Raw genomic sequence first — 26272 nt, 5'->3', positions numbered from 1 at the left:
CGGAACCGCTGTCCGCCACCTGCCAAGGAGATGTACCGATGCTCTCGACCCTGGAGTTGCGCAACATTATAGAAAGCAGTTTTTTACCCACCCGCTGCCAATGCACCCAGGCTGCCGACCGCTCGCTGACCGTGCGGGTGTTCGACCGCAGCTGTGAGCGGGTCGACTTGCTGGTGACCGGCATCAGTGCCGAGCAACTGACCAGCAGCCGGGCGATTTCCAACCTGATCGTCGGCCTGCGCAATGACCTTGAAGACCAGCGCAGTCAACGCTTGCAACGGCGTCGCGACAGCCTTTAATCGCGGTAGAACACCTGCACCAGGTGATAGCCGAACTTGCTCTTGATCGGGCCGTGCACGGTGCGCAGTGGCTTTTTGAAAATCACCTGGTCGATGGCGCCGACCATCTGCCCCGGGCGCACTTCGCCCAGGTCGCCACCGCGCTTGCCGGACGGGCAGGTGGAGTACTTCTTGGCCAGCACATCGAACGCCTCGCCCTTGGCGATTCGTTGCTTGAGCTGTTCGGCCTCTTCAGCGGTCTTGACCAGAATGTGCCGGGCCTGTGCTTTCATCTGAACCTACCTTCGCAACGGGTAAAAACCGCGCATTATGCCTGATCGCGCAGCCCTTGGCGGTCGCGAAATTGCTCGAGGGCTTCGGGGGTGGCCAGGGCGTCGGTGCCGGCGAAAGGCATACAGTACCTGTTTGCACCGCACCGCCGCTCCCACAGGGCTGTTATTCAAGCAGCAGCGCTTTATTCCACTGTAGCTTTTTTCACTTTGTTCGAAGCCGACCACACGCGGTAGCGCACTTCAACACCTTCCGGCACATACACCACCACCGGCAGCTTGCTGTTGTAGCGCAGCAGGAAACCGTCGCCAACCACCGGCACGAACGCCTGTTTCTTCTTGCCGTCCGGGCAGGCCATCAGGGTCGAGGCCGGGCCCGAGACTTTTTCCAGGCGGTAGTAGTTGTAGCCCCAGCCTTGCAGGGTTTGTTCTTCGAGGTTGCCGCCCAGGTGCTGGCGGTTGCAGTCGACTTCCAGCTGTTTGCCAGCCAGCACTTCGAGTTTGTAGGCCGACTCGTCAGCCTGTTTTGGCAGGTGGATCACCTGGCGGCTAAAGCCTTTTTCGGCCTCGGGGTAGGGCGCTACATCCTTGAGGCTGGCAGCTTGTACCGAAGTAGCGGCCGCCAGGGTCAGGGTGAACAACGCGGTGAGGGAGCGTGGGCGCATATGGCCTCCTTGCAGATAAAAAAACACGATGCCGCAGCCAGGGTGCAAGGCTGCCCGTCATTGGGCCAGCCAGCCGCCATCGATGTTCCAGGCAGCGCCACGAACCTGACTGCCAGCCTCGCTACAGAGGAACAATACCAGCTCACCCAGGTGTTCGGGAGTGACAAAGGCCAACGACGGCTGCTTCTCGGCCAGCAAGTCGTGCTGGGCCTGCTGCGGATCGACTCCGCTGGCGGTGCGATCATCGATCTGTTTCTGCACCAGCGGCGTCAGTACCCAGCCGGGGCAAATGGCGTTGCAGGTGATGTTGCTGGTGGCGGTTTCCAGCCCGACCACCTTGGTCAGGCCGACCACCCCGTGCTTGGCGGCGACATAAGCGGCCTTGCCGGTGGAGCCGACCTGGCCGTGCACCGAGGCGATGTTGACGATCCGTCCCCAGTTGCGCGCACGCATGCCCGGCAGCACCAGGCGGGTGCCGTGGAACACTGCCGAGAGGTTGACGGCGATGATCGAATCCCAGCGTTCCACCGGGAAGTCTTCGACCGCTGCCACATGCTGGATGCCGGCATTGTTGACGAGGATATCGACGCCGCCGAACTCGCGTTCCGCATAGGCGAACAGGTCTTCGATCTGCGCCACATCGCTAAGGTCGGCTGGGTGATGGCCGGCCCGGGTGCCGTGGCGGGCGACTTCGGCAGTCGCCGCGCGGGCATCGCCAAAGCCATTGAGGATCAAATTGGCCCCGGCCTTGGCCAGTACCTGGGCAATGCCCAGGCCGATGCCGCTGGTGGAGCCGGTGACGACTGCTGTCTTGCCATTGAGACTCATGAGGTGCTCCTTAGACGATACCGGTGGCATAGAACGTAGCAATCACCACGAACACTGCCAGGGTCTTGATCAGGGTAATGCCGAAAATATCCTTGTAGGCCTCGCGGTGGGTCAGGCCGGTGACCGCCAGCAGGGTAATTACCGCGCCGTTGTGCGGCAGGGTGTCCATGCCGCCGCTGGCCATGGCCGCGACCCGGTGAAGCACTTCAAGGGGGATGTTGGCCGCATTGGCGGCGGCGATGAAGCTGTCGGACATCGCTGCCAGGGCGATGCTCATACCACCGGACGCGGAGCCGGTGATACCGGCCAGCAAGGTCACGGTAATCGCTTCATTGACCAGCGGATTGGGGATCGCCTTGAGCGCGTCGGCCAGCACCAGAAAGCCCGGCAGCGAGGCAATCACCGCACCAAAGCCATATTCGGACGCGGTGTTCATCGCCGCCAGCAAGGCGCCGCTGACCGCGCTTTTGCTGCCCTCGGCCAGGCGGCTCTTGATCGCGCCAAAGCCTGCCACCAGCACCAGCAGGATGCCCAGCAGCAAGGCCGCTTCCACCGCCCAGATCGCCGTGAGTTTGGCGATGTCGGTTTGCACCGGCGCGCTCATGCCCGCCAGGCTCAAGGTGTGGGTCTTGCCGTACCAGGCCGGAATCCAGTGGGTGAACAGCAGGTTCATCACCCCTACCAGCAGCAGTGGCGACAGTGCCAGCAGCGGGTTGGGCAGCTTGAGGTCGGCGGCGGTTTCCGGCTCGTTGCGCAGCTCGCTGCCGTAGCCTTCACCGGCGCGCTGGGCCTTGTTGCGCTGGCGCTGCAGGTAGAGCATGCCGGTGCAGAACACGAACAGCGTACCGATCAGGCCCAGCCAGGGCGCGGCCCAGGCGGTGGTGTTGAAGAAGGTACTGGGGATGATGTTCTGGATCTGCGGGGTGCCGGGCAGCGCATCCATGGTGAACGAAAACGCGCCCAGGGCAATGGTTGCCGGGATCAGGCGCTTGGGGATGTTGCTCTGGCGGAACATCTCGGCGGCAAACGGGTACACCGCAAACACCACCACAAACAGCGACACGCCGCCGTAGGTGAGCAGGGCGCAGACCAGCACGATCACCAGCATGGCCTGGCGGGTGCCAAGCAGGCGGATGGCGGCGGCGACGATCGAGCGCGAAAAACCCGACAGCTCGATCAGCTTGCCGAACACCGCACCGAGCAAGAACACCGGAAAGTACAGCTTGATAAAACCGACCATTTTTTCCATGAACACCCCGGTAAAGGCCGGGGCGACTGCCGAAGGGTCGGTCAACAGCACCGCGCCGAGGGCGGCGATGGGGGCGAAGAGGATAACGCTATAACCACGGTAGGCAGCCAGCATCAGCAGCGCCAGGGCTGCCAGGGCGATGATCACACTCATCGAGTGTCTCCTTGGGTGCATCTTGTTTTTGTTGGTTAGGAGGCGATAGCGGGAATCGTGCCAACTCTTTAAGCTGTTGATTTATATAGATATAGTTTGTTTTTTTGAGATGAAAGTCTCTGAATTGAGATTGAACGGTTCGCGGGGCAAGCCCGCTCCTGCCGTCGGACATCTTCCCGGTGGGAGCGGGCTTGCCCCGCGATAACAATCTCAAAAAAGAAACACATATCTCTTTATTGAGACTTGATCCCCAGCGCCACCAGTTTCTTGTACAGCGTCGAGCGTCCCAACCCCAGCTGCCGCGCCGCTTCCGGTACATTCCCGGCACAGCGCGCCAGGGTGTTTTCGAGTAACTGCCGCTCAAAATCGGCGCACGCCTGTTTATAGCTCAACGTGGCGGCTTCAACCGGCAGCGGCGCCAGGTCGCCCAGCGCCGCCTGAACATCGCCCAGCCCCAGGCGCGCTTGATCGGCCAGCAAGGTCGCCCGTTCCAGCACATTGCGCAGCTCGCGGATATTGCCCGGCCAGGCATGCCGGGCCAGCAGCGCCTGGGCCTCATCGTCCAGCTCGTGCTGGCTGGCCAGCTCTTCAAGAATCGCCTCGCTCAACGCTGGCAAATCCTCCAGGCGTTCACGCAGCGGCGGCACCTGGATCGGCAGCACGTTCAAGCGGTAGTACAGGTCGGCACGAAACTCGCCACGGGCCATGGCCGCCTGCAGGTCGGTGGAGGTGGCGGCAATGATCCGCACATCGCTGTGGATCATCTGGTTGGAGCCGACCGGCTCGTATTCCTTCTCTTGCAAGACGCGCAGCAGCTTGCTTTGCAGCGGCAAGGGCATGTCACCGATTTCATCGAGAAACAGCGTGCCACCCTCGGCAATCTGCAGTTTGCCCGGGCGGCCCTTGCGCTCGGCGCCGGTAAAGGCGCCCGGGGCGGTGCCGAAGAACTCGGCTTCGAGCAGCGTCTCCGGGATTGCGGCGCTGTTGATGCTGACAAACGCCTTGTGCGCCCGCGGCGAGGCGGCATGAATGGCATGGGCCAGCAGCTCCTTGCCGGTGCCGGTTTCGCCCAGCAGCAACACCGGTGAGTCACTGCTGGCGCCACGCCGGGCGCGGCGCTTGACTTCAAGGCTGGGGGCGCTGGTGCCGATGAACTGAGCGAAGCTGTACTTGGCCTGGCGGGCGCGCAGCAACGAACGGGTCGAGGCCAGTTCCTGCTGCATGCTGGCGTAGCGCTTGAGCAGCGGCGAGAGGCTGCGCAGCTCGTCGAACAGGGCAAAACCGATAGCGCCGATCAGCGTGCCGGCGGCGTCGTGCACCGGCAGGCGCATGACCACCAGCGGCTCCTTGGGGGTGTCGAGCATGTCCAGCAGGATCGGCCGGCCATTGCTCAGCACCTCGCGCATCAGGCTGCCGGGAATAATGCTCTCGCACGGCTGGCCGATGGCGCTGCTGGCGTCTTCAAGACCGAAGCGCCGGGCATAGCGCTGGTTCATCCAGACAATGCGCGCATCGCGGTCGACGATGATCGTGCCTTCGCTGGACTGCTCGATGATCTCGAACAGCGAACGAATCGCCAGCAGGCGCACCTGCTGGTAGTCCTTGAGGCTGTCACTGTCCTGCATGGGCCGCTCCGCCGGGCTAAAGGCTGCGATTATGCCCGTGGATCGAAGGCTTCGCGCAAGGCATCGCCAATGAACACCAACAGCGACAATATCAATGCCAGGGCAAAGAACGCGGTAAAGCCCAGCCACGGTGCCTGCAAATGCTGCTTGCCCTGGGTCACCAGCTCGCCCAGCGAAGCGCTGCCGGCGGGCATGCCGAAGCCGAGAAAATCCAGGGCGGTGAGGGTGGTGATGGCGCCGGTGAGAATAAACGGCAGGTAGGTCAGGGTGGCGTTCATGGCGTTGGGCAAAATGTGCCGCAGGATCACCCAGCGGTCAGGCAGGCCCAGGGCACGGGCGGCCAGCACGTATTCGAGGTTGCGTCCACGCAGGAACTCGGCGCGCACCACGTCCACCAGCGCCAGCCAGGAAAACAGCGCCATGATCCCCAGCAACCACCAGAAGTTCGGCTCGACAAAGCCGCTGAGGATGATCAGCAGGTACAACACTGGCAGCCCCGACCAGACCTCCAGCAAGCGCTGGCCGATCAGGTCGACCCAACCACCGTGGTAGCCCTGCAAGGCGCCGGCGGCGATGCCGATCAGGGTGCTGATCAGCGTCAGCGCCAGGGCAAACAGAATCGACACCCGAGTGCCATACAGCACCCGCGCCAATACATCACGGGCCTGGTCGTCGGTACCCAGCCAGTTGACCGCCGACGGCGGGCTGGGGGCGGGCACCAGCAAATCGTAGTTCGGGGTGTCGGCGCTGAACGGCACCGGTGCAAACAGCATCCAGCCGCCCTGGCCCTCGATCAGCTGGCGTACGTACTGGCTGCGGTAGTCCGGCTGGAATGGCAGCTGGCCGCCAAACTGCTGCTCGCTGTAACGTTTGAATGCCGGGTAATACAGCTGGTCTTGATAGCTCAACAGCAATGGCTTGTCGTTGGCCACCAGCTCCGCGCCCAGGCTCACCAGCAGCAACAAGGCAAACAGCCACAGCGAAACCCAGCCGCGGCGATTGCGCCGAAAGCGCTGCAGGCGCCTGCGCGATACCGGCGACAGGCTGAACATCAGTGCGCCCTCGTGGCAAAGTCGATGCGTGGATCGACCAGGGTGTAGCACAGGTCGCCGATCAGGCGCACCAGCAGGCCGAACAGGGTGAAGATGAACAGCGAGCCGAACACCACCGGATAATCCCGCGCCACCGCCGCCTCGTAGCTCATGCGCCCCAGGCCGTCGAGGGAGAAGATCACCTCGATCAGCAGCGAGCCGGCAAAGAACACGCTGATCAACGCCTGGGGAATGCCGGCCACCACCAGCAGGATGGCGTTGCGAAACACATGCCCGTACAGCACCCGCTGCTCGCTCAGGCCCTTGGCCCGGGCGGTGATCACGTACTGGCGGGTGATCTCGTTGAGAAAGGCATTCTTGGTCAGCAGGGTCAGGGTGGCAAAGCCGCCGATCACCAGCGCGCCCACCGGCAGCACCAGGTGCCAGAAGTAATCAGCGATCTTGCCCAACAGGCTGAGCCGGTCGAAGTCTTCCGAGACCAGCCCGCGCACCGGAGACCAGTTCAGCGAGGTGCCGCCGGCAAACAGCACGATCAGCAGCAGGGCGAACAGGAACGAGGGCAGGGCGTAGCCAATGACGATCAGGCTGCTGCTCCAGGCATCGAACGCGGTGCCGTGGCGCACCGCCTTGCGGATCCCCAACGGGATCGACACCAAGTAGGTGATCAGTGTGGCCCAGAAACCCAGCGACAGGGTCACCGGCATCTTCTCAAGGATCAGGTCGGTGACCTTGGCGCCGCGAAAAAAGCTTGAGCCGAAGTCCAGCCGGGCGTACTGGCTGAGCATCAGCCACAGGCGCTCGGGCGCCGACTTGTCGAAACCGTACTGGCGCTTGATGTCTTCCAGCAGCTTGGGGTCCAGGCCACGGCTGGCCCTGGAGCTTGCGTGCAGGGTTTCGCTGCTGGCCCCCGGCGCACCGCCGCCGATCCCCTGCAGGCGCGCTACCGCTTGTTCCACCGGGCCGCCGGGGGCAGCCTGGACGATGACGAAATTGACCAGCAGGATAATCAGCAAGGTCGGGATGATCAGCAGCAGACGGCGCAGAATGTAGCCGATCATGGCCGGCTCCCCAGGCGCTCGGCCATCTGCGCGTTGGTCAGCGGTGTCGGGCTGACTTGCCACCAGCTGTCCAGGCCTTCGTCGTTGCTCGGCTGCACCTTGGGCAGGCCGAAGCGGTTCCACCACACGGTAGATGAGCCGGGTGGGTAATAGTTGGGAATCCAGTAGTAGTTCCAGCTCAGCACACGGTCCAGGGCATGGGCATGGCGCAGCATGTCGGCCTTGGTTTCGGCCTTGACCAGGCCGTCGAGCAAGCGGTCCACGGCCGGGTCCTGGAGCACCATGTAGTTGTTCGAGCCGGGGTCGCTGGCCGCCGCCGAACCAAAATAGTTGTACAGCTCAAGCCCCGGCGACGGCGACACCGGGTAGCCGGTGACGATCAGGTCGTAGTCGCGGGCCATCAGCCGGTTGACGTATTGCGAGGCGTCGATGCGGCGGATCTCCAGGGTGATGCCGATTTGCGCCAGGTTGCGCTTCCACGGCAGCAGCAGACGTTCGAAACCGGCCTGGCCGTTGAGGAAGGTAAAGCTCAGCGGTTCACCCTGGGCATTGACCAGTTGATCACCGCGCGGCTGCCAGCCTGCCGCTTCGAGCAGTTCGAGGGCTTGTAGCTGCTGGTCGCGGATCAGCCCCGAGCCGTCGCTGCGCGGCGCTTCGAACACCTGGCTGAAGACCTCGTCGGGTACCTGCCCACGCAACGGCTCCAGCAGCTTGAGCTCCTGGGCGTCGGGCAGGTTGCGCGCGGCCAGTTCGGTATTGGCGAAAAAGCTCTGCTGGCGAATGTACAGGTTGCGCATCATCTGCCGGTTGCTCCACTCGAAGTCCCACAGCAGGCCCAGCGCCTGGCGCACCCGGCGGTCCTTGAACACCGGGCGTCGCAGGTTGAAGACAAAGCCCTGGGCGGTTTGCGGGGCGTCCTTGGCCAGGTGCGCGCGCTGCAGGCGGCCATCGTCCAGCGCCGGGCTGGCGTAACCGAGGGTATAGGCGGTGGCAGAGAACTCGCGGTTGTAGTCGAAGCCGCCGCCGCGCAGCACCTGGCGCGCCACTTCGGTGTCGCCAAAGTACTCGATGCGCACCTGGTCGAAGTTGTAACGGCCACGGTTGACCGGCAGGTCGCGCCCCCACCAGCTCTTGTTACGCTCGAAGGTGATGCTGCGGCCGTTGTCGACCCGCCCGACGCTGTACGGGCCGCTGCCCAGCGGCGCCTCGAAGCCTGCGCCATTGGCGAAATCGCGGTCTTTCCACCAGTGTTCGGGCAGCACCGGCAGGGTTGCCAGGTCCAGAGGCAAGGTGCGGTTCTGGTTGTTCTTGAAGTAAAAGATGATCTGCCGCGGGTTCTCGACCTTTACCTCAGAGACATCGGCGAACTGGGTGCGGTACTTGAGACTGCCGGCGCGCATCAACAGCGCGAAGGTGTAGCGCACATCCTCGGCGCGGATCGGCTGGCCATCGGCAAAGCGCGCACGCGGGTCAAGATAGAAGCGCAGCCACAGCCCCTGCGGATCACGCTCAAGCTTTTGCGCCACCAGCCCGTACACCGTATAGGGTTCATCCTGGGAGCGCACCGCCAGCGGCGAATACAGCCAGCCATCGACCTCGGCAACGCCGATGCCCTTGTCGATGTAGGGAATGATGTGGTCGAACTGGCCGATTTCGATGGCCGAGCGGCGCAGGCTACCGCCTTTGGGCGCATCGGGGTTGGCGTAGCGCAAGTGCTGGAAGCTGGACGGATAGCGCGGTGCTTCGCCGTATACCGTCAGGGCGTGGACCGGCGCTGGCGTGGCAGCGCATGACCAGGCAAGGGCCAGGCCGAAGACGAACAACAAGAAGGGGAAGGGAGCAATTCGCAAGCGCCTGACCACCTGAACCACGACTGTGGCTGAAGCTTAGCAGGTCACTTGCGCGAGCAAACCGGCCCTGGAGGCCGGCTTGCAGAGTAGCGATCAGTCCTGACGGCTGGTCACTTCCAGCAGGTGATAACCGAACTGGGTCTTCACCGGGCCTTGCACGGTGTTGACCGGCGCGCTGAACACCACGGTGTCGAACTCCTTGACCATCTGGCCCGGACCGAACGAGCCCAGGTCGCCGCCCTGGCGGCTCGATGGGCAGGTGGAGTTGGCTTTGGCGACTTCGGCGAAATCGGCGCCGGCTTCGATCTGGGCTTTGAGTTCGTTGCACTTGTCTTCGGTGGCAACCAGGATGTGACGGGCAGTGGCTTTGGCCATGGGAGTGGCTCCTTGGGGTAAAACGTAAAGCCTAACGTAAATGCGGGGTGGCTGATAGTTGGCATCGAGCAAGGGTCGGTGAATTTGCTGCTGCCTGGATTACGAGCACTTCGCGCTGTATAGCTGGACAAATTTCATGGGGCTTGAACCCGCCACCTAGTATTTTTGTCAGTTGTTGGCCTCGATAACGAGGTATTGAATAAGGGTCGACTTTACCCAGGTCGGCCCTTATTCATGGCGGTAAGCATGCGGGGCCACAACGCGTTTCCCCTGCACCGAGGCATGTCTGCCATGAATGAATTGCAAAGCGATACCGTCGACGCAACCACCACCAGCGAACTGCCCGTCTTGTCCCTGTTCGCTGCGGTAGCACCGGTCAGCGGCCATGACGCGGGTGTCAACCTGTATACTCTGAGCATCGATCCGCGTGGCGTACTGGCGACCGTGCCGCCGTTCGTTGATGTGGTCGCCGGTGATGAGTTGCGGGTGTACATGGATGCCGACAGCACGCCGGTCGTTGCGCCGCTGGTGCTTGAGGGATACGACCTCGGCCGGCCGCTGACCCTGTTCCTGCCGAGCGAGCGGTTTACCCCGGGTGCACATACAGTGCGCTATGCCTTCAGCCGCAACAATGTGGAGTATGGGCCTTCCCGCGATCTCGCGATCCTGGTCAAGCTGGACCGCCCGGGCGGTTCCGAGCCTGGGCACCAGGGCCTGGTGGCGGCGGATGTCGGTGTCAACCCGGTGACCGCCGAACACCTGGAAAACGGCGTTCAGGTGCAGGTCTACTTCTATGAGAACCGCGCGGTCGGCGACGTGATCCGCCTGAGCTGGGGCGGGGTCATGCTGAGTTATACCCTGGTCGAGGCAGACCTCAACCAGCCGGTGGTGTTCACTGTGCCCGGCAGCGTCATCCTCCAGGCCGGTGACAGCCCCAACCTGGTGGTGACCTGGGAAGTGCACGATATTGTCCACAACACCAGCCAGACCTGGGCGCCGCATGTATCGGTGGTGGTCGACACCGGTCATGCGCAGTTGCCGGCCGTTTCGGTCACGGGGCTCGATAACGAGGGCTATATCAACCTCGAGGTGCTGGGCAGCGACGACTTGCAGATTCATGTGCAGGCCAGCGCGCCGGCATTCGCTACCGGTGACACGGTCAGGCTGCGCTTTACCGGTTACATCGACTCGGGCGTGCCGACCGTAACCGAGCTGGACCAGACCATCCGCGGGACCTTGCCGCAGACCCTGACGTTCACCATTCCCAATGACAAAGCCTGGGCCCTGGCCAGTGGTCTGGCGGTGGTGGGCTACACGCTGGTGAATGCTGGCGGCCAGCAGCAGTCGCAGCGCCTGAGCATCGGTTTTGTAGGTCAGCCCAAGGCGCTGAACGTGCCTCGGGTCCATCAGGCGCCGGAGGGTGTGCTGGCCTATGATGTTGCCCGGGCCACGGTAATGATCCCCAAGTACCAGGGGCGCACACAAGGCCACCAGGTGACCGTGGTATGGCAGGGGACTCAAAGTGATGGCCGGCCGACGTTGTACCAGGTCAGCCGGGCAGTCTCCCATAACGAGGCGGCAGGTGACGATGAGATGGCGTTCAGTGTCGACAAGGCGCACATCAACCTGCTGGAGTCGGGCTCGGTCAGGGTGTTCTACCAGGTGCGCATGCTGAGCACGCGCAGCGTCGGTTTTCGCCAATCGGCGGTGCGGGAGCTGCGCATCAGTGCTGCCGGCTTGCTGCCGGCGCCGGAGCTGGACGACCCGGTCAATGAGCTCGACCCGTATTTTTACCCGTTCGGGGTGCAGGTGAACATCAACTACCCGAGCAAGCGCGCCGGGGACAAGGTCACCTTTACCTGGCAAGGTGAGGATCCGCAGCATAGCTACAGCGAAGCCAAGCTTGTCGACAGCAGTGGCGCCGCACCCAGCTTTCGCGTGCCCCAGGCCATCGCCCAGGCCGGGGTGGGCAGCACGGTGATGATGAGCTACGTGGTCGAGCCGGCGCTGGGCGGGCGGCCGCGACAGTCCCAAGCGCGGGCGCTGGCGTTGCGCTCGGTGGCGCCGGTGCCTGAGCGGCCGCTGCTGATTGGCGCCCAGGACGGCAGTTACGACCCGATGCTCGGTCTGCATGGCGCCCAGGTGCTGATCAGCTACCCGGGCATGCGTGAAAGCGATCGCATCGTCCTGTACTGGAAAGGATCGGCGGGCGCCGGCACTCCCACCCTCCCGGAGCGTGCGGGCAGTGACAGCGGCAGCATCACCATCAGCGTGCCGGCGGCTGCGGTGGCGGCGAACTTCAACGGCCCGGTGCAGTTTTATTATGAAGTGCTGCGCAACGAGCTGGCGGCGATCGAATCGCCCAGGCAGGCGGTGCAAATCGGCGTGCCGAATGATCACGACTTGGCGCACCCGAGGATCGATGAGGCGATCGGCAACGAGCTGGACCTGGACCTGTTCGAAGGCGATGCCCAGGTCAGCGTCAGAGCCTGGCCGTTTATGGCCGTGGGCCAGCGGGTGTGGCTGGAAGTGCGCAGCGCCACCGCCACGCTCGCGCTGTGGGAGGACAGCCCGGTCGAGCAGGTGGCGGAATTGAGCGTGGCGTTGCCGCGCGATTTTCTCGAACCGCTGGAGGATGGCAGCCTGTTGTCGCTGCACCTGAGCGTCAGCTACGGTGGCGCTGCGGCGCTAGAGTGTCCGGTGCGCAGCTACACCGTGCGCCAGGGGCAATTGCACATAGGCATCTCCGATGCCGGCCTGGCCAGCTCGGTCTTGCCGGCGGACTGGACGCTGCCCACCCAGACCTGCGCGGTGACCCTGGCCGGCCGGCCCGGCGCGCAAGGCAGTCTCAGCGTCAATGGCTCGGCGCAGTTCGACAACGACAGCCAGCAACTGGACTTCACTCTCGATGCCCAGGGCGAGTTTATCGCCTGGCTGGGTGATCCGTACGCCGAGACGGTGCTGGTCAGCGCGCAGATCGGCGGCGCACAAGCCCAGCACGTGCCGGTGAAATTCGTTGATGTGTTCCCGTACGCCCAGCAGCAAGATCAGCAGCGTGTGCGCGCCCGTGCGGCGAGCGGCGCGCTGGCCAACGGCCGGTCGGCCAATCGGGTGTGTTTCGATGCCGATGGCTTTGCCAACGCCACCTATGTGCAGGTTGAGCTCAGCGGCAGTGCGCGGATTGTCGGCCACCCTGGCCAGGTGGTCAGCCTGCCGTTGACGGCGCTGAGCGGTGATTGCCAGTTCGACGTGGTCGACAGCGTCGCCGAAGAAGTGACAGTAACGTTTCAACTGCCCCAGGGTGGTAGCTGGACCCGCTTCAGCCAGACCCTGTACTTCACCGGCCTGGCCTCGCGCTATGCGACCCGCGGCGTCGCCGCCGACGGCAGCCCCTGGTTCATGCGTGTCAACCAGATCACCAGCGTCGAAACCAGCCATGTGCGCATCCCGCAATGGAAAGAGTTCATCGATCATCCCGCAGGCCTTGATGGTGGCATTGGTGTGCGGGCCCTGGAAGCTCACGCCGATGGGCTGCTGGTTCTGGTCGAGCCGTACCTGCAAATGGCCGCTGGCGATAAGGTTCATGTGCATTTTGGCGACGAACAGGTGCCGGCCACGCCGATTCCGGTGGTGGTACTGCCTGAAGAGGTGAACGAACTAGTCACCCTGTACGTTCCCGCTGCCCGCATTCCCAAAGGCGTCAGTGAGGTATGGTTCACGGTCGAGCCGCTGAGCGGCAATAAGCGCGCGTCGGCGCGTTTGCGGGTCAAGGTCAAGGTCACCTTGCCCGGCGGGCCCAATCCCATCCCCGGCAGCCCTCATAATGCCGCCCTGATGTCGCCAGATGTGCCCTTCGGCCTGATCGACTGGGAAATGGCCCAGGACGGCATCACGGTGTACGTCAACCGCTGGCGCATCATGGAGGCCGGTGATGTTCTCAGCTTGAGCTGGGGTGGGGCCAAGGTCACCCATGTTGTCCAGCAAGGCGAAGTGGGCAAGACCATACCGGTGTTCGTCGACTTTGCCACCATCGAGGCCGGAGGCGATGATGAACGCCTGCTGGTGCTGTACTGGCTCGAAGACGAGGTGGGCAACGAATCCGATGGCGCCTCGTTGCCCAGTTACGCCTTTGTCGAGGTCAGCCTGGTGTTGCTGCCACGGCCGGCGGTGGCCGGGCTCGACGAGGAAGGCTTTCTCGACCTGGGGGAACTGCAAGGGGCCGATGTGGGGGTCTCGGTGATTGCCGACCGGCCCGACTTCCGGGTCGGCGACCAGGTGGTGTTCATCTTTCGTGGATTCACCGAAGAGGTGGTGGCGATCCCGCCGCATGAATCCCTCCCGTACCCGGTAGGCATCATTCCGCCTCCGCGGCCCATTGTCCACGAGGTGCCCAACAGCATCGCCGAGTCGATCGCGGGAGGGCTGGCCTATGTCTCCTATAAGGTCACCCGCGAAGGCCAGGAGTTTGCTTCGCGAACCACTGCCGTGGGGGTGCGGGGCAAGGCGGCCGAGTTGCTGCCGCCGAGGGTGAACGATAGCCAGGAGGATTACCTCCCTGACACCCTGTCGCGTGCCGAGGTGATCGTTCCGCCGTGGGTGGGCATGTACCGCAACCAGCAGGCACGCCTGGTCTGGCAAGGCAAGCAGGCCAACGGTCACGCCTATTCTTATTTTCGCGATTGGTATGTGACTGAACTTGGGGTGGGCAAAGAGGTGGCGCTTATCGTGCCGCCCGAGCATATCGTCGCGTTGTCGGGCGGGTACCTGGAGTTGTCCTACTGGGTGTTCTACGGCAGCAGCGAGCCACGGGAGTCGCCAGTACTGAAACTGTGGGTCGGTGAAACCGCCCCCGATCTGGTCACCCCGAACGTGCCCGAGGCGGAGAACGATACCCTCGACCCGGTCGGCCTTGTGGTGGCTAACGTCGAGGCTCCGGTGTACGACGGCATGCTGGAAGAGCAAAGGGTGACCATGGAGTGGCTGAGCCCGGTGGCCGGGGCGAACATCATCGATTTTTATGATGTGCAGTTTATCGGTGACATCGGCTTTCCCGTGTATGAGCGAGACATGGTACGCAGCCTGGGGCATGAGGTACGCATCCGCTACCACGTCAGCGAGCTGGGCCAACGTCGGCGCTATTCGGACTACCTGCGCCTGGGAATCGGCCCGGTGTTGAGCAATCCGCCGCGGCCGCGGATCGAGGAGGCCAATGGCGATACACTCAATTTGCTGAGTTTTCCCGGCAATGCGCTGGCAACCGTGGCGACGTGGAACGGAATCAATGAGCGCCAGCGCTACTGGTTCCGTTGCCATGGCACCGATGTACAAGGTAATCCCAAGACTATCCGTCTGGGGGAAGGGCAGCAGGTGTCGGCGGGTGAAGTCAATCGGGGGGTACGCGCTACCCTGGACAGGACGGATTTGCAGGCATTTGCCCACCAAAGCCGGATAACTCTGGAAATGGCGGTAGCGCTGCGTCTGGATGCCGAAGAGTCACAGGCAATCAGGTTTCCGGTGCGTGAGTATCAGATCCTGCAGGTGCAGATCAGCCTGACCGATCCGCGGATCCTCGAGGCACGCGACAGCAATGTGCTGGAACTGGCAGCCTTTTCCGGCAACGCCACCCTGCGGATTGACAGGTGGCAGGGGATTGCCCGGGATCAACGGGTATGGGTCGACCTGCGGGGCACGCTCAAAAGCGGTGGGAGCTGGATGCTGCCGCTACTGGTGGCGCATCCGGTGTCTGCGGATGAAGTGAGCGGGGGCATCACACGTTCGATCATGCGCTCGGCCCTTGAAGGCCTGGCTGACCGTTCGCGCCTGAGTATTCATTTAAGGGTGGAGGACATCGTTGCGCCGGTGATTGCTTATGAGATGCGGGTGCTGAGCCCGGTGGCTGTGATGGTTACCGCTGAAGGCTCGCTCAAGATACCGCCACAAACGACGATGGGCAACCAATTATTGGTGACGGGCAATCCGGGGCAAGTTGCGACCTTGCGAGTGGTTGGCAACGGTTACTTTGACCATGGAGGAATACAGAAAGACGTAACACTTGACCAGCGGGGGGAGTGGCGTGAATGGGTGGGCGCCAATGCCTACAGCATAAGCGTGGTTGTTTCTCCTCATGGCGGCAGTCCAGTGACTACTGAGGTGAACTTCAGACACAATTCTAGCTACCTTAGTTTAGGCGGCCGTTACATCTGGGCGATGGCGGCAACGGGAGCACGAGCCGATGGGCGAAGCGTGAACCGAATCGTCTATAGGACGCATAACTTCGATGGCAATCAATGGTGCAAGGTAACCCTTTCCGGGGGCGCGCAGGTAGTGGGGCATCCGGGGGCCGCCGTAACCATCAGAATGCAGTACTACCCCGTCGGTTCGGTGCGAGAGGGATACGTTGTAATCGACGTAGTTCATTCAAGAGCTGAACCAGTTGTATTAACGTTCGAACTCATCGTTAGCTTCCTTGTGCGGGGGTCCTTGATAACTCGAACCATTCGATTCACTTGAATCAAGGCTTGTGTGTTCTTGATAGGCCGCCCGCTAGGGGCGGCTTTTTTACTTGCCAGCATAGGTACGAAACAGCCAGAACCGTGCCGCTCTATTTGAAAGGCGTCACAACCGTCCAGCCGCCTCACGCAGCAAGCGCTCGGTCGAATCCCAGCCCAGGCAACCGTCGGTGATCGACACGCCGTATTTGAGCGGCTGCGTGCCCAGTGTCTGGCAACCGTCGAACAGGTGGCCCTCGATCATCATGCCGATCAGCGAGGTATCGCCCTGCAGGCGCTGCTCGAGCACCTCGTTGAACACCGCCGGCTGGCGCAGGGGGTCCTTGGCGCTGTTGGCGTGGCTGCAATCGACCATGATCCGTGCCGCGACGCCGGCTTTGGCCAGGCCCTGGCGGGCCAGGGCGATGCTCTGGCGGTCGTAGTTCGGGCCCTTGCTGCCGCCGCGCAGCACCAGGTGGGTATCGGCGTTGCCCAGGGTCTCGACAATCGCCGGGTAGCCTTGCACGTCCATGCCGAAGTGCCGGTGGCCGTGGGCGGCGCTGCGGATCGCGTCGCAGGCAATGCCAACACCGCCGTCGGTGCCGTTCTTGAAGCCTACCGGCAAACCCAGGCCGCTGACCATTTCGCGGTGAATCTGCGACTCGGTGGTGCGCGCGCCAATCGCCGCCCAGCTCAGCAGGTCATCGAAGTAGCCGGCCGCCATCGGTTGCAGCAGCTCGGTGGCCACCGGCAGGCCGCATTCGAGCATGGCCAGCATCAGCCCGCGCGACAGCGCGATGCCGCCGTGCATGTCGTCGCTGCCATCCAGGTGCGGATCGTAGGCCAGGCCTTTCCAGCCGACGGTGGTGCGCGGCTTTTCGACGTAGGCGCGCATCACCAGGAGCATCTTGTCGCTGACCTCCGAGGCCAGGCGGGCCAGGCGTTGGGCGTATTCGCGGGCCGAGCGCGGGTCGTGCAGCGAGCACGGGCCGACGATCAGCAGCAGGCGCTGGTCGTGGCCATCGAGGATGGCGCGCACGGCCTGGCGATGGGCTTCGACCTGGGCGGCGAGGGCGGGGGAAAGCGGCATTTGCTGCTTGAGCAACATCGGGCTCGGCAGGCGTTGGCTGACGGCGCTGTTGGCAGCGCTGGGTTCGGACAGTGGCAGAGCGAGGGTGGACGATTGCATGGTGTGAATTCCCTGGGCGGCTGGCGGGGTCTGGCCCGCGCGCTCGGCCCTATCGAGGTGTTCGACAGTTGGCCGGATTGGCGTCATGTGTATGTGTGCCACCAACAAGTGACCGATCGGAGGCGGCAGGCTGGCCCGAACGGGATTGGCTAAATCGCCAGAAGTTGAAGCTTTGGTAACGGTAAGTGGCGTAGTTCATGTTCTGTTCCTCAATGTAATTCGTTGATTGCCGGGGCCTTGAAACGCAAAACCCCCGGTCGGGGGGCCGACCGGGGGTTGAGTATTCTCGTGTTCGGCGGCCCCTTGAAAGTGGGCGCCGGTGAGGGTATCAGCGGCGCCTGTGGCTAAACCAATACCCAAAATAAAACGCTGCCGGGGAGACAGTCGCGCACTCGGCAGCGGCCACGGGGCGCGACAGGCGACCAGTGCTGCAAGCGTGAGTGAGGGTGGTGTGCGACATGTGACTCTCCAGTTGATGTGCCCGAGCTTACTTCAGGCCTTGCCCAGGTTTCAATGGCTAATTTGCATGATTGTCATGGAGCGTGACTATCGCCGCAGGTAAGCGGTGAAGTCGATGTCGCCGGCACTGAGGATCGCCTGCACGCGGTTGTGCACGTTGAGCTTGCGCAAAATCGCCGAGACGTGAGCCTTGACCGTGGTTTCGGCGATGTCGAGGTTGTAGGCGATCTGCTTGTTCGATTCGCCCTTGGTCATGCGTTCGAGCACCAGCAACTGCTTGCGGGTCAGGGCTTGCAGCAGCTCGGGGGCAAAGCCCTGATGGTCACCCTGGTTGCGCCGGCTGCTGCTCTTTTGCGTGCGGATGATGTCCGGCGGCAAGTAGACATTGCCGTTGAGAATCTGCTCGATGGCCTCGGTCATCTGCGAGCGTGGCGAGGATTTGGTGATAAAGCCGACGGCGCCGTAGGTAATGGCCTGCAGCACGACTTGCTTGTCCTGTTCGGCCGAGACGATCACCACCGGGATGGTCGGCGCCTCGTTGCGCAGGTTGATCAAACCGCCCAGGCCGTGCATACCGGGCATGTTGAGGTCGAGCAGGATCAGGTCGAGGTCGTCATGATCGCCAGTGAATGCCAGGGCGCTATCGAGGTCGGCGGTTTCCATCACCTCGCTGCCGGGAAAGCCGTCGCTGATGACATTGTGGATGGCCTCGCGAAACAACGGATGGTCGTCGGCGATCAGAATCTTGTACATGGCTTTGCACCTTATTGTTGTGGTTGTGCTGCACCCCTTCATTACAGGCCAGGTGCAACGCTTTGGGAATGCGACCATCGACAAGCAAAACAGTACCAAAGTAGTAGGCGGGCGCCCAGGCGTGCGTTCTAGCATGGGGCAAACCTGCGGGAGCTGCGAAGATGGCGATATTGCTGGTGGATGATCACCCGATGCTGCGCCTGGGCCTGGTCGCGGCGCTGCAACAGGGTCTGGAGGGCATGACGGTGATCGAGGCGGCCAGTGGCGAAGAGGCGCTGGCCAAGGTCGGCGAGCAGTTGCCGGGGCTGGTGATCATGGACGTTGACTTGCCGGGTATCAGCGGCGTGGAAACCACCCGACGCCTGCGCCAGCGCCTGCCGCAACTGCGCGTGCTGTTTTTCAGCGAGCACACCGACCTTGGCCTGGTGCGCCAGGCCATGGCGGCCGGCGCCTGTGGTTACCTGTCCAAGGCGGCGGAGCCTGCCGTGCTGCTTGAAGCGGTGCGCCGGGTGCTTTGCGGGCATGCCTACATCGAACAGGCACTGGCCACCGAGCTTGTCTGTCAGCCAGGCGATACTGGCATTCACGGCCTGACCCAACGTGAAACGGAAATCTTTCTGATGCTGGCCAAGGGCACGCCGACCCGGCTGATCGCCGAGCAGTTGTGCATCAGCAGCAAGACTGTGAGCAACTACCTGACCCTGCTCAAAAGCAAATTGCAGGTGGCCTCCCAGGCGCAGATGGTGCGCCTGGCGATCGAGGCCGGCTTGCTGCGGGTGGTTGCCTAGTCCCAGGTGGTCGGGCAGCCCTGGCAGCCTTGCATGTTGCTGTCCTGGAAGTTGGCGTAATGCTGGCGGCTGCCGCGCAGGTCGGCCTGCTCCAGGTTGCTTTCGCCGAACTTGGCTTCTTGCAGATTGGCATCGGCAAGGTTGGCGCCCTTGAGGTCGGCCTTGCTCAACCAGGTCATTTCCAGGTCGGCGGCCTGCAGTTTGCTGTTGTGCAGTTTGGCCCCGGACAGGCGGGCGAACTCCAGGTAGGCGGCGCTCAAGTCGGCATTTTCGAAGTTGGCGCCCTGGGCGAACATGCCCCAGGCCTGTACCGCAATCAGCCTGGCATCGCGCAGGTCGGCCAGGCGCAGGTTGCTTTGCTGCAGGCTGGCGCGGGTGAGGTTGGCGCCTTGCAGTCGGGCTTTTTCCAGGTTGGCCAGGTCCAGGCGCGCGTGGCGCAAATTCGCCCCGCGCAGGTCGGCACCGGCCAGGTTCATTTTGCGCAGGTCCTGGTTGCTGAGGTCGGCGTTGCGCAGGTTGGCGTTGGGGCACTGGCTCTCCTGGGCGATGGTGCAGCCGTTGATGGTCAATGGCGCGTCGTCGTCGGCGAGGGCGGCGGTGCAGGCGAGGGTGAGCAAGAGCGGGAGGTATTTCATGGGGATCTCCTGGGCTGTGAGATGGCTATCGCCGGCCAAGCCCGCTCCAACACGGAGCGGGCTTGGCCGGCGATGGGCTTAGCGCTGGGCCGTCTTGGTATCCCAGGCCGGGATCTTGAACACCCAGAACGAGCCACCCTGGGCCACCGGCTTGGTCAGCTCGGCCATGTCGCCGCCCCACAGCGGCACCGCGCCGCCGTAGCCGACGGTCACGCCGATGTACTGCTCACCGTCCTGTTCCCAAGTGATCGGCGGCGAGACGATGCCGCTGCCAGTCTGGAATTTCCACAGCTCCTCGCCGGTCTTGGCGTTGAAGGCCTTGAAGTAGCCATCACCGGTACCGGTGAACACCAGGTTGCCCTTGGTCGCCAGCACCCCGGCCCACAGCGGCAGGCGCTCCTTGTGCTCCCAGACCATCTTGCCGGTGGTCGGGTCCATGGCCCGCAGCGAACCGACGTGGTCCTCGTACATGCGCTTGATCCTGAAACCCATGCCCAGGTAGGCCGAGCCTTTCTTGTAGTTGACTTCCTCGGTCCAGTACTCCTCTTTCCACTGGTTCGACGGCACATAGAACAGGCCGGTGTCCTGGCTGTAGGCCATCGGGTTCCAGTTCTTGCCGCCCAAAAACGGTGGCGAGACTTCTACCGGCTTGCCCTTGGTTTGCCCAGGTTCGGGCTTGGCCGGACGCTGGCCGGGGTTTTCCACCGGGCGGCCGGTCTTGAGGTCGATGTGGCTGGCCCAGGTGATGTTGTCGGCGAACGGGAAGGCGTTCTTGAGTTTGCCGTTGGTGCGGTCGACCACGTAGAAGAAGCCGTTACGGTCAGCATGGGCGGTGGCCTTGTACTGCTTGCCGTCCTTGTCCTTGTAGTCGAACAGCACCAACTCGTTGTTGCCGGAAAAGTCCCAGGCGTCGTTAGGCGTGTGCTGGTAGAACCACTTCACTTCGCCGGTCGAGGGGTCGACACCGACCTGGCCCGAGGTGTAGAGGCTGTCGAAGTCGTGCGGGTTGCCATCCTTGGAGGTACGCGCCCAGGTGTTCCACGGCCCCGGGTTGCCGGCGCCGACGATGATGGTATTGGTCTCGGCATCGAAGCTTGCGCTCTGCCACGGCGCGCCGCCGCCATGGCTCCAGGCTTCGACCTTGCCGGTCTCGGTGTTCGGATCATCCGGCCAGGACGGCGCCTTGACGTCACCGGTGGGGGTGCTGTCCTTGCCGTTCAGGCGGCCCATGTGGCCCTCGACGAAGGGCCGCATCCACACCTCGTCGCCGGTTTCCGGGTCGCGGGCATACAGCTGGCCGACCACGCCGAATTCATCGCCGGAGCTGCCGTGAATCAGCAACACTTTGCCGCTCTTCTGGTCCTTGATCAGGGTCGGGGCGCCGGTCATGGTGTAGCCGGCGCTGTGGTCGCCGAACTTTTTCTTCCACACCACCTTGCCGGTGTCCTTGTTCAGGGCGATGACCTGGGCGTCGAGAGTGCCGAAGTAGATCTTGTCGCCATAGATGGCGGCGCCGCGGTTGACCACGTCGCAGCACGGGCGAATGTTGTCGGGCAGGCGATGGTTGTAGGTCCACAGGCGTTTGCCGGTCTTGGCATCGAGGGCAAACACCCGCGAGTACGAGCCGGTGACGTAGATCACGCCGTCGTTGACGATGGCCTGGGACTCCTGGCCGCGCTGCTTCTCGTCACCAAAAGAGTACGACCAGGCCGGGGTCAGCTTGAACACGTTGTGGTCGTTGACCTGGGCCAGCGGGCTCCAGCGCTGGGCATTGGTGCCCATGCCGTACTGCAGCACGTTGCCGGTGCTCTTGTGGTCGTCGGCGATGTCTTCCCAGCTCACAGGTTTCGCCAGGGCATGCGGGGCCAGGGCCAGGCTGCCCAGCAGGAGGACGGTATGCACGGCAGCAGTCAGCGGGGAAAGTGCGGCGGGTAACGATCTTATTGTCATGGTTGGAGTTCCCAATGAAGGTTTTGGCCTGCATAGCCTGGAACGCCAAGGGCGCGATCGATACGGAAAATCTCCCGGTCTTTACGGGAAAATTTCCCAGGCCGGGCATGATTTGGCACTGCCCCACAAGCGCTACTACCAAGGGAGGAGGCTGCGGCCACCAAAGCAGCATGGGGGCCTCGCCAGCACGTTTCTAAGATGCCGGCACAACCTTTCAGCCGAGAGGTTTTTGCGTGCAAACAGCAGTCGAGGGCAGAACAATGAAAACAGCAAAAAACGCCTGGTTGAGCCTGATCGTCAGCGCCAGCCTGATGAGCAGCGCCGGGGCTTTTGCCCATGGCAACGTGACGCCGACCGCGGTCAACACCGGCAACCTGGAAAAGCTCGGTGAGCAGTGGCGCGCAGAAAACCCCTACCGCAACAGCAAGGACCACGACGAGGCGGTGTCCATCGGTGCTTCGGCCTACAACCAGAACTGCGCCGCCTGCCACGGCCTTGAAGCCAAGTCCGGCGGCATCGCCCCGGACCTGCGCTTGCTCGACGAAGGCGCTGCCGGTGATGAATGGTTTGTCGAGCGGGTGCGCAATGGCGCGGTACGCGATGGCCGGGTGTACATGCCGAAGATGGCTGACTACCTCAGCCAGGAAGCCTTATGGGCGGTGCGCAGTTACCTCGACAGCGTGCATGTCGAGGAGTGACTGTAGGAGCGGGCTTGACCCGCGATAGCGATTCAACAGTGATATCGCATCGCGGGACAAGCCCGCTCCTACAGTAGGCCGTGTTTACAAGGTGTAGTGCTTCAACTCCCGGGCAATCAGCATGCGCTGGATTTCGCTGGAGCCTTCGTAGATCTGGGTAATGCGCGCATCGCGGTAGTAACGCTCGACCGGGTAATCTTCCAGATAGCCATACCCGCCATGCACCTGGATCGCCTTGGAGCACACCCGCTCGGCCATTTCCGAGGCGAACAGCTTGGCCTGTGAGGCTTCGCTCAGGCATGGCTTGCCGGCGCTGCGCAGGCGTGCGGCGTGGAGAATCAACAGCCGTGCGGCGTTGATCTGCACCTGCATGTCGGCCAGCAGGTTGGCGATGCTCTGGTGCTCGTTGATCGGCTTGCCGAACTGAATACGGTCACGCGAATACACCAGCGCCGCCTCGAATGCCGCGCGGGCAATGCCCAGGGCCTGGGCGGCGATGCCGATACGCCCGCCTTCGAGGTTGGACAGGGCAATGGCCAGGCCCTTGCCGCGCTCGCCGAGCATGTTGGCTGCCGGGATACGGCAGTTGTTGAGGGTCACCGCGCAGGTGTCGGAGGCGCGGATGCCCATCTTGTGCTCGCTGCGATCGACCACGAAGCCTTCGTTGTCGGTGGGCACCAGGAACGCCGAAATACCTTTTTTGCCCAGCTCCGGGTCGGTGACCGCAAAGACGATCGCCAGCCCTGCACGGCGGGCATTGCTGACGAACTGCTTGGCGCCATTGATCACCCAGTGATCGCCCTCAAGCTCGGCGCGGGTGCGCAGGTTGTGGGCCTCGGAGCCCGCTTGCGGCTCGGTCAGGCAGAAGCAGCCGATCACCTGGCCGCTGGCCAGGCGCTCAAGCCAGGTCTGTTGCTGTTCGGCGCTGCCGTAGGCGAGCAGCGGGCCGCAGCCCACCGAATTGTGAATGCTCATCAGCGCACCGGTGGCACCATCGCCGGCGGCGATCTCTTCGACCGCCAGGGCGTAGGCGACATAGTCGGTGTAACTGCCGCCCCATTGCTCGGGCACGACCATGCCCAGCAGGCCCAGCTCGCCCATCTTCTGCACCACGCCATCGTCGATCCAGCCGGCCTTTTCCCAGGCCTGGGCATGGGGGGCGATCTCGCCACGGGCGAAGTCCCGGGCCATGTCGCGGATCATGATCTGTTCTTCAGTCAGTTCCAGGTCTTGCATCTGCGTACTCCAGGCCTCAGAGGCCTTCGAAGAATTGATCCACGCGCTGGCGGTCGAGGCCGGCGAGGGTGGCGGGGTTCCAGCGTGGCTGCTTGTCCTTGTCGATGATCAGTGCGCGTACGCCTTCGAACAGGTCGCCATGCTCGAACCACTGGCGGTCCAGGTGCAGCTCCATCTTGAAGCAGTCTTCAAGACTCAGGTGACGGCCGCGACGAAGCATCTCCAGGGTCACGGCCATGGCCAGCGGCGAGCGGCTGTCGAGCAGATCGGCGGCTTTCAGTGCCCATTCATGGCTGTCGGCCACGGTCACGGCGCGCAGTTGCTCGACGATACTGGCAACGTCGGGCAGGGCGAAGAAGTGATCGATGGCCGGGCGCAGCCTGGCCAGCGGTGCGTCTTCAAGCACCTGAGTGCCGAGTTTGGCCAGCACCCCTTGCAGGTCCTTGAGCGGGTGTTCGCCAAAGCTCAGGGTGTCGAGGCGCTCATCGAGGCTGGCCAGTTTGCTGCTGTCCAGGTACCAGTCGGCCAGGCCACAGTACAGCGCATCGGCCGCCTGCACCTGGACGCCGCTGACCCCCAGGTAGATGCCCAGCTCGCCGGGAATGCGCGAGAGGAAATAACTGCCGCCAACATCCGGGAAATAACCGATGGCGGTTTCCGGCATGGCCAGGCGGCTGCGCTCGGTGACCACCCGCAGGTCGGCGCCCTGGGCCAGGCCCATGCCGCCGCCGAGGGTGAAGCCGTCCATCAGTGCCAGCACCGGCTTGGGGTAATGGTGGATGCACAGGTCGAGGGCGTACTCCTCGACGAAAAAATCCCGGTGCAGGCTGTCACCGGCCTTGTAACTGTCGTACAGCGAGCGGATGTCGCCGCCGGCGCAGAAACCTTTCGGGCCTTCGCCGCGCAGGGTCACGGCATGCACCTGTGAGTCCGTGGCCCAGGCGTCAAGTTGGCGCTGCAGGCGGCGGACCATGTCCAGGGTCAGGGCGTTGAGGCCGGTGGGGCGGTTGAGGGTCAAGTGACCGATATGGTTGCGAACCTCGGCCAGTACATGGACGTCGGTTGGCGCTTGAGCGTGCGCGGTCATCGCTTTCTCCCTGCTTTGTTATTGATTTTCCACGTGTTTTAACACGGTCTGGATAGGCGCTAGAGGATCGAAGGATCGTATCAGTGCAAATTTGCCCAATACAATCCGTAAATCTGCAGGCTCAGTCTGCATTTTTGCATGGGTGGGCGCGCCTAACGCACCGGGTCTTGCCACTTTAGCCTTGTGACACTGACGGGCAAGGGATTAGTTCCGCCTGCGGGCAGCCGGGCCGGTTGCGCCAAAGCAGCACGGGAGCGCCGCCAAGGCAGGGTATGGCCGCTTGCCGGGCCTTTCGATAATCGCCTCCGACATCTGTCCCCCCGTTTTGCGGAGAGCGCCATGCACAACAATAACAATGCCAATCGCCGTTTCCTGCCGTTGCTGACAAGCCTTGCCGCCCTGGGCCTGAGCCCGCTGGCCGGCGCCGAGATCATGCTCTACGACAAGGAGCAGACGACCTTTTCCACCGACGGCTACATCAACGCCTTCTACGTCAACAGCGACGTCGACCGCGCCGGGGAGCAATACGACCGTCGCCAGTCGCGGGTGAAGATGGGCTTTCTGCCCAATTACCTGGGCTTCAACATGACCCGCCAGGTTGATGATCTCAAGCTCGGCGGCCGGGCGTCGTTCTGGGTGACCATCAACGACAGCGAAACCAACGGCACCGACACCGCCATCGACGTGCGCCAGTTCTACGGCACCGTGGCCAACCCCGAATGGGGCGAGGTGTTGATCGGCAAGGACTTTGGCCTGTTCGCCCGCTCCAACATCCTCCTCGACGAGTTGCTCGCCGGCTACGGCCAGGTCAGCGACACCTTGGGCCTGGTCGATGGCGGCGGGGTGTCGTTCGGCAACATCGGCAGCGGCTACCCGTACCCGTTCCCGACCTCGCAGATCACCTACCGCACGCCGGTGTTGGACGGCTTGCGCATTGCCGTGGGGATCCTCGACCCGGTGGACACCAACGACGACAGCGCGGTGGGCAAGGCCTACCAGGAAAACCCGCGCACCGAGAGCGAGATCACCTACCAGTTCGACCTCGGCGGCGCGCAGATCTACAGCTGGCTCAACGGCACCTACCAGACCTCGGACAACACCGACAGCAGCGTCGATTCGGTGACTTCCAAGGGCCTCGGCTATGGCGTGCAGGCGAAGATCGGCGGGTTGTCGCTGACCGGCTCAGGTTTTACCGCCAAGGGCATCAACCCGTTCTTCACCAACAACGCCGGCGAGGCGACCTTGCGTGAGGTCGACAGCAAGGGTTATCTGCTTCAGGGCTCGTACAAGCTCGGCAAGAACCGTCTGGCGCTGTCGTATGGCAAGACCAGGGATGACGGCAATGGCGCGGTGAACACCGGCGCCGACTATGAAACCCGTGGCATAGCGCTGTTTCATGACATCAACGACAACCTCAAGCTGGTCGCCGAGTACAACCAGTTCGAGATCGACGGCCATGAAGGCGATGCGCAGAATGAAGACACCGATACCTTCGCCGTGGGCGCGGTACTGACCTGGTAAACGCATTGACCGGTAGGAGCGGGCTCGCCCCGCGATGAGGCTACC

At 63.2% G+C, this 26272-nt stretch carries 20 protein-coding genes; 5 read left to right on the top strand and 15 right to left on the bottom strand.

Features of this window, described 5'->3' with window-relative positions; translation table 11 throughout:
* Positions 1-38: 38 nt before the first annotated feature.
* Positions 39-299, top strand: coding sequence for a DUF1652 domain-containing protein (locus ACZ9A3_RS10895; RefSeq protein ID WP_476252572.1), 261 nt, complete (start codon positions 39-41; stop codon positions 297-299).
* On the opposite strand, the gene ACZ9A3_RS10890 is transcribed toward ACZ9A3_RS10895, so the two are convergent.
* The 9 genes from ACZ9A3_RS10890 to ACZ9A3_RS10850 all read right to left on the bottom strand — a co-directional run bounded on the left by ACZ9A3_RS10890 (position 296) and on the right by ACZ9A3_RS10850 (position 9423).
* On the bottom strand, positions 296-571 hold the full coding sequence (locus tag ACZ9A3_RS10890) for a peptidylprolyl isomerase (protein WP_007932676.1): 276 nt from the start codon (positions 569-571) through the stop codon (positions 296-298). The genes ACZ9A3_RS10895 and ACZ9A3_RS10890 overlap by 4 nt on opposite strands.
* Positions 572-753: 182 nt before the next feature.
* On the bottom strand, positions 754-1233 hold the full coding sequence (eco, locus tag ACZ9A3_RS10885) for a serine protease inhibitor ecotin (protein WP_093382690.1): 480 nt from the start codon (positions 1231-1233) through the stop codon (positions 754-756).
* A gap of 57 nt (positions 1234-1290) precedes the next feature.
* Positions 1291-2061, bottom strand: a complete 771-nt coding sequence (gene hbdH, locus ACZ9A3_RS10880) for a 3-hydroxybutyrate dehydrogenase (RefSeq protein WP_476252571.1) — start codon at positions 2059-2061, stop codon at positions 1291-1293.
* Between the two features lie 10 nt (positions 2062-2071).
* A complete protein-coding gene (locus ACZ9A3_RS10875; protein WP_045201951.1) occupies positions 2072-3463 on the bottom strand; it encodes a GntP family permease in 1392 nt (463 codons plus the stop codon).
* Between the two features lie 233 nt (positions 3464-3696).
* Entirely contained in the window at positions 3697-5088 is a 1392-nt protein-coding gene (locus tag ACZ9A3_RS10870; RefSeq protein WP_476252570.1) for a sigma-54 interaction domain-containing protein, read from the bottom strand.
* Positions 5089-5117: 29 nt separating this feature from the next.
* Positions 5118-6140, bottom strand: coding sequence for an ABC transporter permease (locus ACZ9A3_RS10865; RefSeq protein WP_093382701.1), 1023 nt, complete (start codon positions 6138-6140; stop codon positions 5118-5120).
* A complete protein-coding gene (locus ACZ9A3_RS10860; RefSeq protein ID WP_476252569.1) occupies positions 6140-7198 on the bottom strand; it encodes a microcin C ABC transporter permease YejB in 1059 nt (352 codons plus the stop codon). Before ACZ9A3_RS10860 ends, ACZ9A3_RS10865 begins: the two co-directional genes overlap by 1 nt.
* On the bottom strand, positions 7195-9048 hold the full coding sequence (locus ACZ9A3_RS10855) for an extracellular solute-binding protein (RefSeq protein ID WP_476252568.1): 1854 nt from the start codon (positions 9046-9048) through the stop codon (positions 7195-7197). Before ACZ9A3_RS10855 ends, ACZ9A3_RS10860 begins: the two co-directional genes overlap by 4 nt.
* Positions 9049-9141: 93 nt before the next feature.
* Positions 9142-9423 carry a peptidylprolyl isomerase gene (locus ACZ9A3_RS10850; RefSeq protein WP_045201958.1) on the bottom strand — a complete coding sequence of 94 codons (282 nt, stop codon included), beginning with the start codon at positions 9421-9423 and terminating at the stop codon, positions 9142-9144.
* A gap of 291 nt (positions 9424-9714) precedes the next feature.
* Here ACZ9A3_RS10850 and ACZ9A3_RS10845 point away from each other — a divergent pair, with 291 nt between their 5' ends.
* The gene (locus ACZ9A3_RS10845) at positions 9715-15933 is read left to right on the top strand and encodes a hypothetical protein (protein WP_476252567.1); all 6219 of its coding nucleotides are present in this window, start codon (positions 9715-9717) and stop codon (positions 15931-15933) included.
* A 105-nt stretch (positions 15934-16038) separates the two neighbouring features.
* Here the strand turns inward: ACZ9A3_RS10845 and ACZ9A3_RS10840 are convergent, their stop codons facing one another.
* Positions 16039-17100: a 3-deoxy-7-phosphoheptulonate synthase gene (locus tag ACZ9A3_RS10840; RefSeq protein WP_476252566.1), complete on the bottom strand. Its 1062-nt coding sequence runs from the start codon at positions 17098-17100 to the stop codon at positions 16039-16041.
* A 546-nt stretch (positions 17101-17646) separates the two neighbouring features.
* A complete protein-coding gene (locus ACZ9A3_RS10835) occupies positions 17647-18312 on the bottom strand; it encodes a response regulator (protein ID WP_476252565.1) in 666 nt (221 codons plus the stop codon).
* Positions 18313-18473: 161 nt separating this feature from the next.
* On the opposite strand from ACZ9A3_RS10835, the gene ACZ9A3_RS10830 reads away from it, so the two are divergent.
* Positions 18474-19100 (top strand): response regulator transcription factor, encoded by a 627-nt coding sequence (locus ACZ9A3_RS10830; RefSeq protein WP_093382718.1) that lies wholly within the window; start codon positions 18474-18476, stop codon positions 19098-19100.
* Here the strand turns inward: ACZ9A3_RS10830 and ACZ9A3_RS10825 are convergent.
* Positions 19097-19735 carry a pentapeptide repeat-containing protein gene (locus ACZ9A3_RS10825; RefSeq protein WP_045201964.1) on the bottom strand — a complete coding sequence of 213 codons (639 nt, stop codon included), beginning with the start codon at positions 19733-19735 and terminating at the stop codon, positions 19097-19099. The genes ACZ9A3_RS10830 and ACZ9A3_RS10825 overlap by 4 nt on opposite strands.
* A gap of 78 nt (positions 19736-19813) precedes the next feature.
* Positions 19814-21685: a quinoprotein ethanol dehydrogenase gene (gene exaA, locus ACZ9A3_RS10820; RefSeq protein ID WP_093382724.1), complete on the bottom strand. Its 1872-nt coding sequence runs from the start codon at positions 21683-21685 to the stop codon at positions 19814-19816.
* Between the two features lie 260 nt (positions 21686-21945).
* Here exaA and pedF point away from each other — a divergent pair, with 260 nt between their 5' ends.
* Entirely contained in the window at positions 21946-22383 is a 438-nt protein-coding gene (gene pedF / locus ACZ9A3_RS10815; protein ID WP_045201967.1) for a cytochrome c-550 PedF, read from the top strand.
* A gap of 84 nt (positions 22384-22467) precedes the next feature.
* On the opposite strand, the gene ACZ9A3_RS10810 is transcribed toward pedF, so the two are convergent.
* Both ACZ9A3_RS10810 and ACZ9A3_RS10805 read right to left on the bottom strand, forming a co-directional pair.
* Entirely contained in the window at positions 22468-23619 is a 1152-nt protein-coding gene (locus ACZ9A3_RS10810; RefSeq protein ID WP_195884121.1) for an acyl-CoA dehydrogenase family protein, read from the bottom strand.
* Positions 23620-23635: 16 nt separating this feature from the next.
* Positions 23636-24706 (bottom strand): enoyl-CoA hydratase/isomerase family protein, encoded by a 1071-nt coding sequence (locus ACZ9A3_RS10805; RefSeq protein WP_476252564.1) that lies wholly within the window; start codon positions 24704-24706, stop codon positions 23636-23638.
* Positions 24707-25045: 339 nt separating this feature from the next.
* Between ACZ9A3_RS10805 and ACZ9A3_RS10800 the strand changes: the two genes are divergently transcribed.
* On the top strand, positions 25046-26227 hold the full coding sequence (locus ACZ9A3_RS10800) for a porin (protein ID WP_045201972.1): 1182 nt from the start codon (positions 25046-25048) through the stop codon (positions 26225-26227).
* Positions 26228-26272 lie beyond the last annotated feature (45 nt).

Source organism: Pseudomonas sp. TE4620 (assembly GCF_056279045.1).
This window is presented reverse-complemented; position numbering and strand designations above follow the sequence as displayed.

Coding starts and splice junctions, on each gene's coding strand:
- ACZ9A3_RS10850 (WP_045201958.1), bottom strand. CDS start 9,423: ATGGCCAAAGCCACTGCCCGTCACATCCTGGTTGCCACCGAAGACAAG.
- eco (WP_093382690.1), bottom strand. CDS start 1,233: ATGCGCCCACGCTCCCTCACCGCGTTGTTCACCCTGACCCTGGCGGCC.
- ACZ9A3_RS10875 (WP_045201951.1), bottom strand. CDS start 3,463: ATGAGTGTGATCATCGCCCTGGCAGCCCTGGCGCTGCTGATGCTGGCT.
- ACZ9A3_RS10895 (WP_476252572.1), top strand. CDS start 39: ATGCTCTCGACCCTGGAGTTGCGCAACATTATAGAAAGCAGTTTTTTA.
- ACZ9A3_RS10825 (WP_045201964.1), bottom strand. CDS start 19,735: ATGAAATACCTCCCGCTCTTGCTCACCCTCGCCTGCACCGCCGCCCTC.
- ACZ9A3_RS10860 (WP_476252569.1), bottom strand. CDS start 7,198: ATGATCGGCTACATTCTGCGCCGTCTGCTGCTGATCATCCCGACCTTG.
- ACZ9A3_RS10865 (WP_093382701.1), bottom strand. CDS start 6,140: ATGTTCAGCCTGTCGCCGGTATCGCGCAGGCGCCTGCAGCGCTTTCGG.
- ACZ9A3_RS10800 (WP_045201972.1), top strand. CDS start 25,046: ATGCACAACAATAACAATGCCAATCGCCGTTTCCTGCCGTTGCTGACA.
- ACZ9A3_RS10835 (WP_476252565.1), bottom strand. CDS start 18,312: ATGTACAAGATTCTGATCGCCGACGACCATCCGTTGTTTCGCGAGGCC.
- pedF (WP_045201967.1), top strand. CDS start 21,946: ATGAAAACAGCAAAAAACGCCTGGTTGAGCCTGATCGTCAGCGCCAGC.
- hbdH (WP_476252571.1), bottom strand. CDS start 2,061: ATGAGTCTCAATGGCAAGACAGCAGTCGTCACCGGCTCCACCAGCGGC.
- ACZ9A3_RS10845 (WP_476252567.1), top strand. CDS start 9,715: ATGAATGAATTGCAAAGCGATACCGTCGACGCAACCACCACCAGCGAA.
- ACZ9A3_RS10810 (WP_195884121.1), bottom strand. CDS start 23,619: ATGCAAGACCTGGAACTGACTGAAGAACAGATCATGATCCGCGACATG.
- ACZ9A3_RS10830 (WP_093382718.1), top strand. CDS start 18,474: ATGGCGATATTGCTGGTGGATGATCACCCGATGCTGCGCCTGGGCCTG.
- exaA (WP_093382724.1), bottom strand. CDS start 21,685: ATGACAATAAGATCGTTACCCGCCGCACTTTCCCCGCTGACTGCTGCC.
- ACZ9A3_RS10840 (WP_476252566.1), bottom strand. CDS start 17,100: ATGCAATCGTCCACCCTCGCTCTGCCACTGTCCGAACCCAGCGCTGCC.
- ACZ9A3_RS10805 (WP_476252564.1), bottom strand. CDS start 24,706: ATGACCGCGCACGCTCAAGCGCCAACCGACGTCCATGTACTGGCCGAG.
- ACZ9A3_RS10870 (WP_476252570.1), bottom strand. CDS start 5,088: ATGCAGGACAGTGACAGCCTCAAGGACTACCAGCAGGTGCGCCTGCTG.
- ACZ9A3_RS10890 (WP_007932676.1), bottom strand. CDS start 571: ATGAAAGCACAGGCCCGGCACATTCTGGTCAAGACCGCTGAAGAGGCC.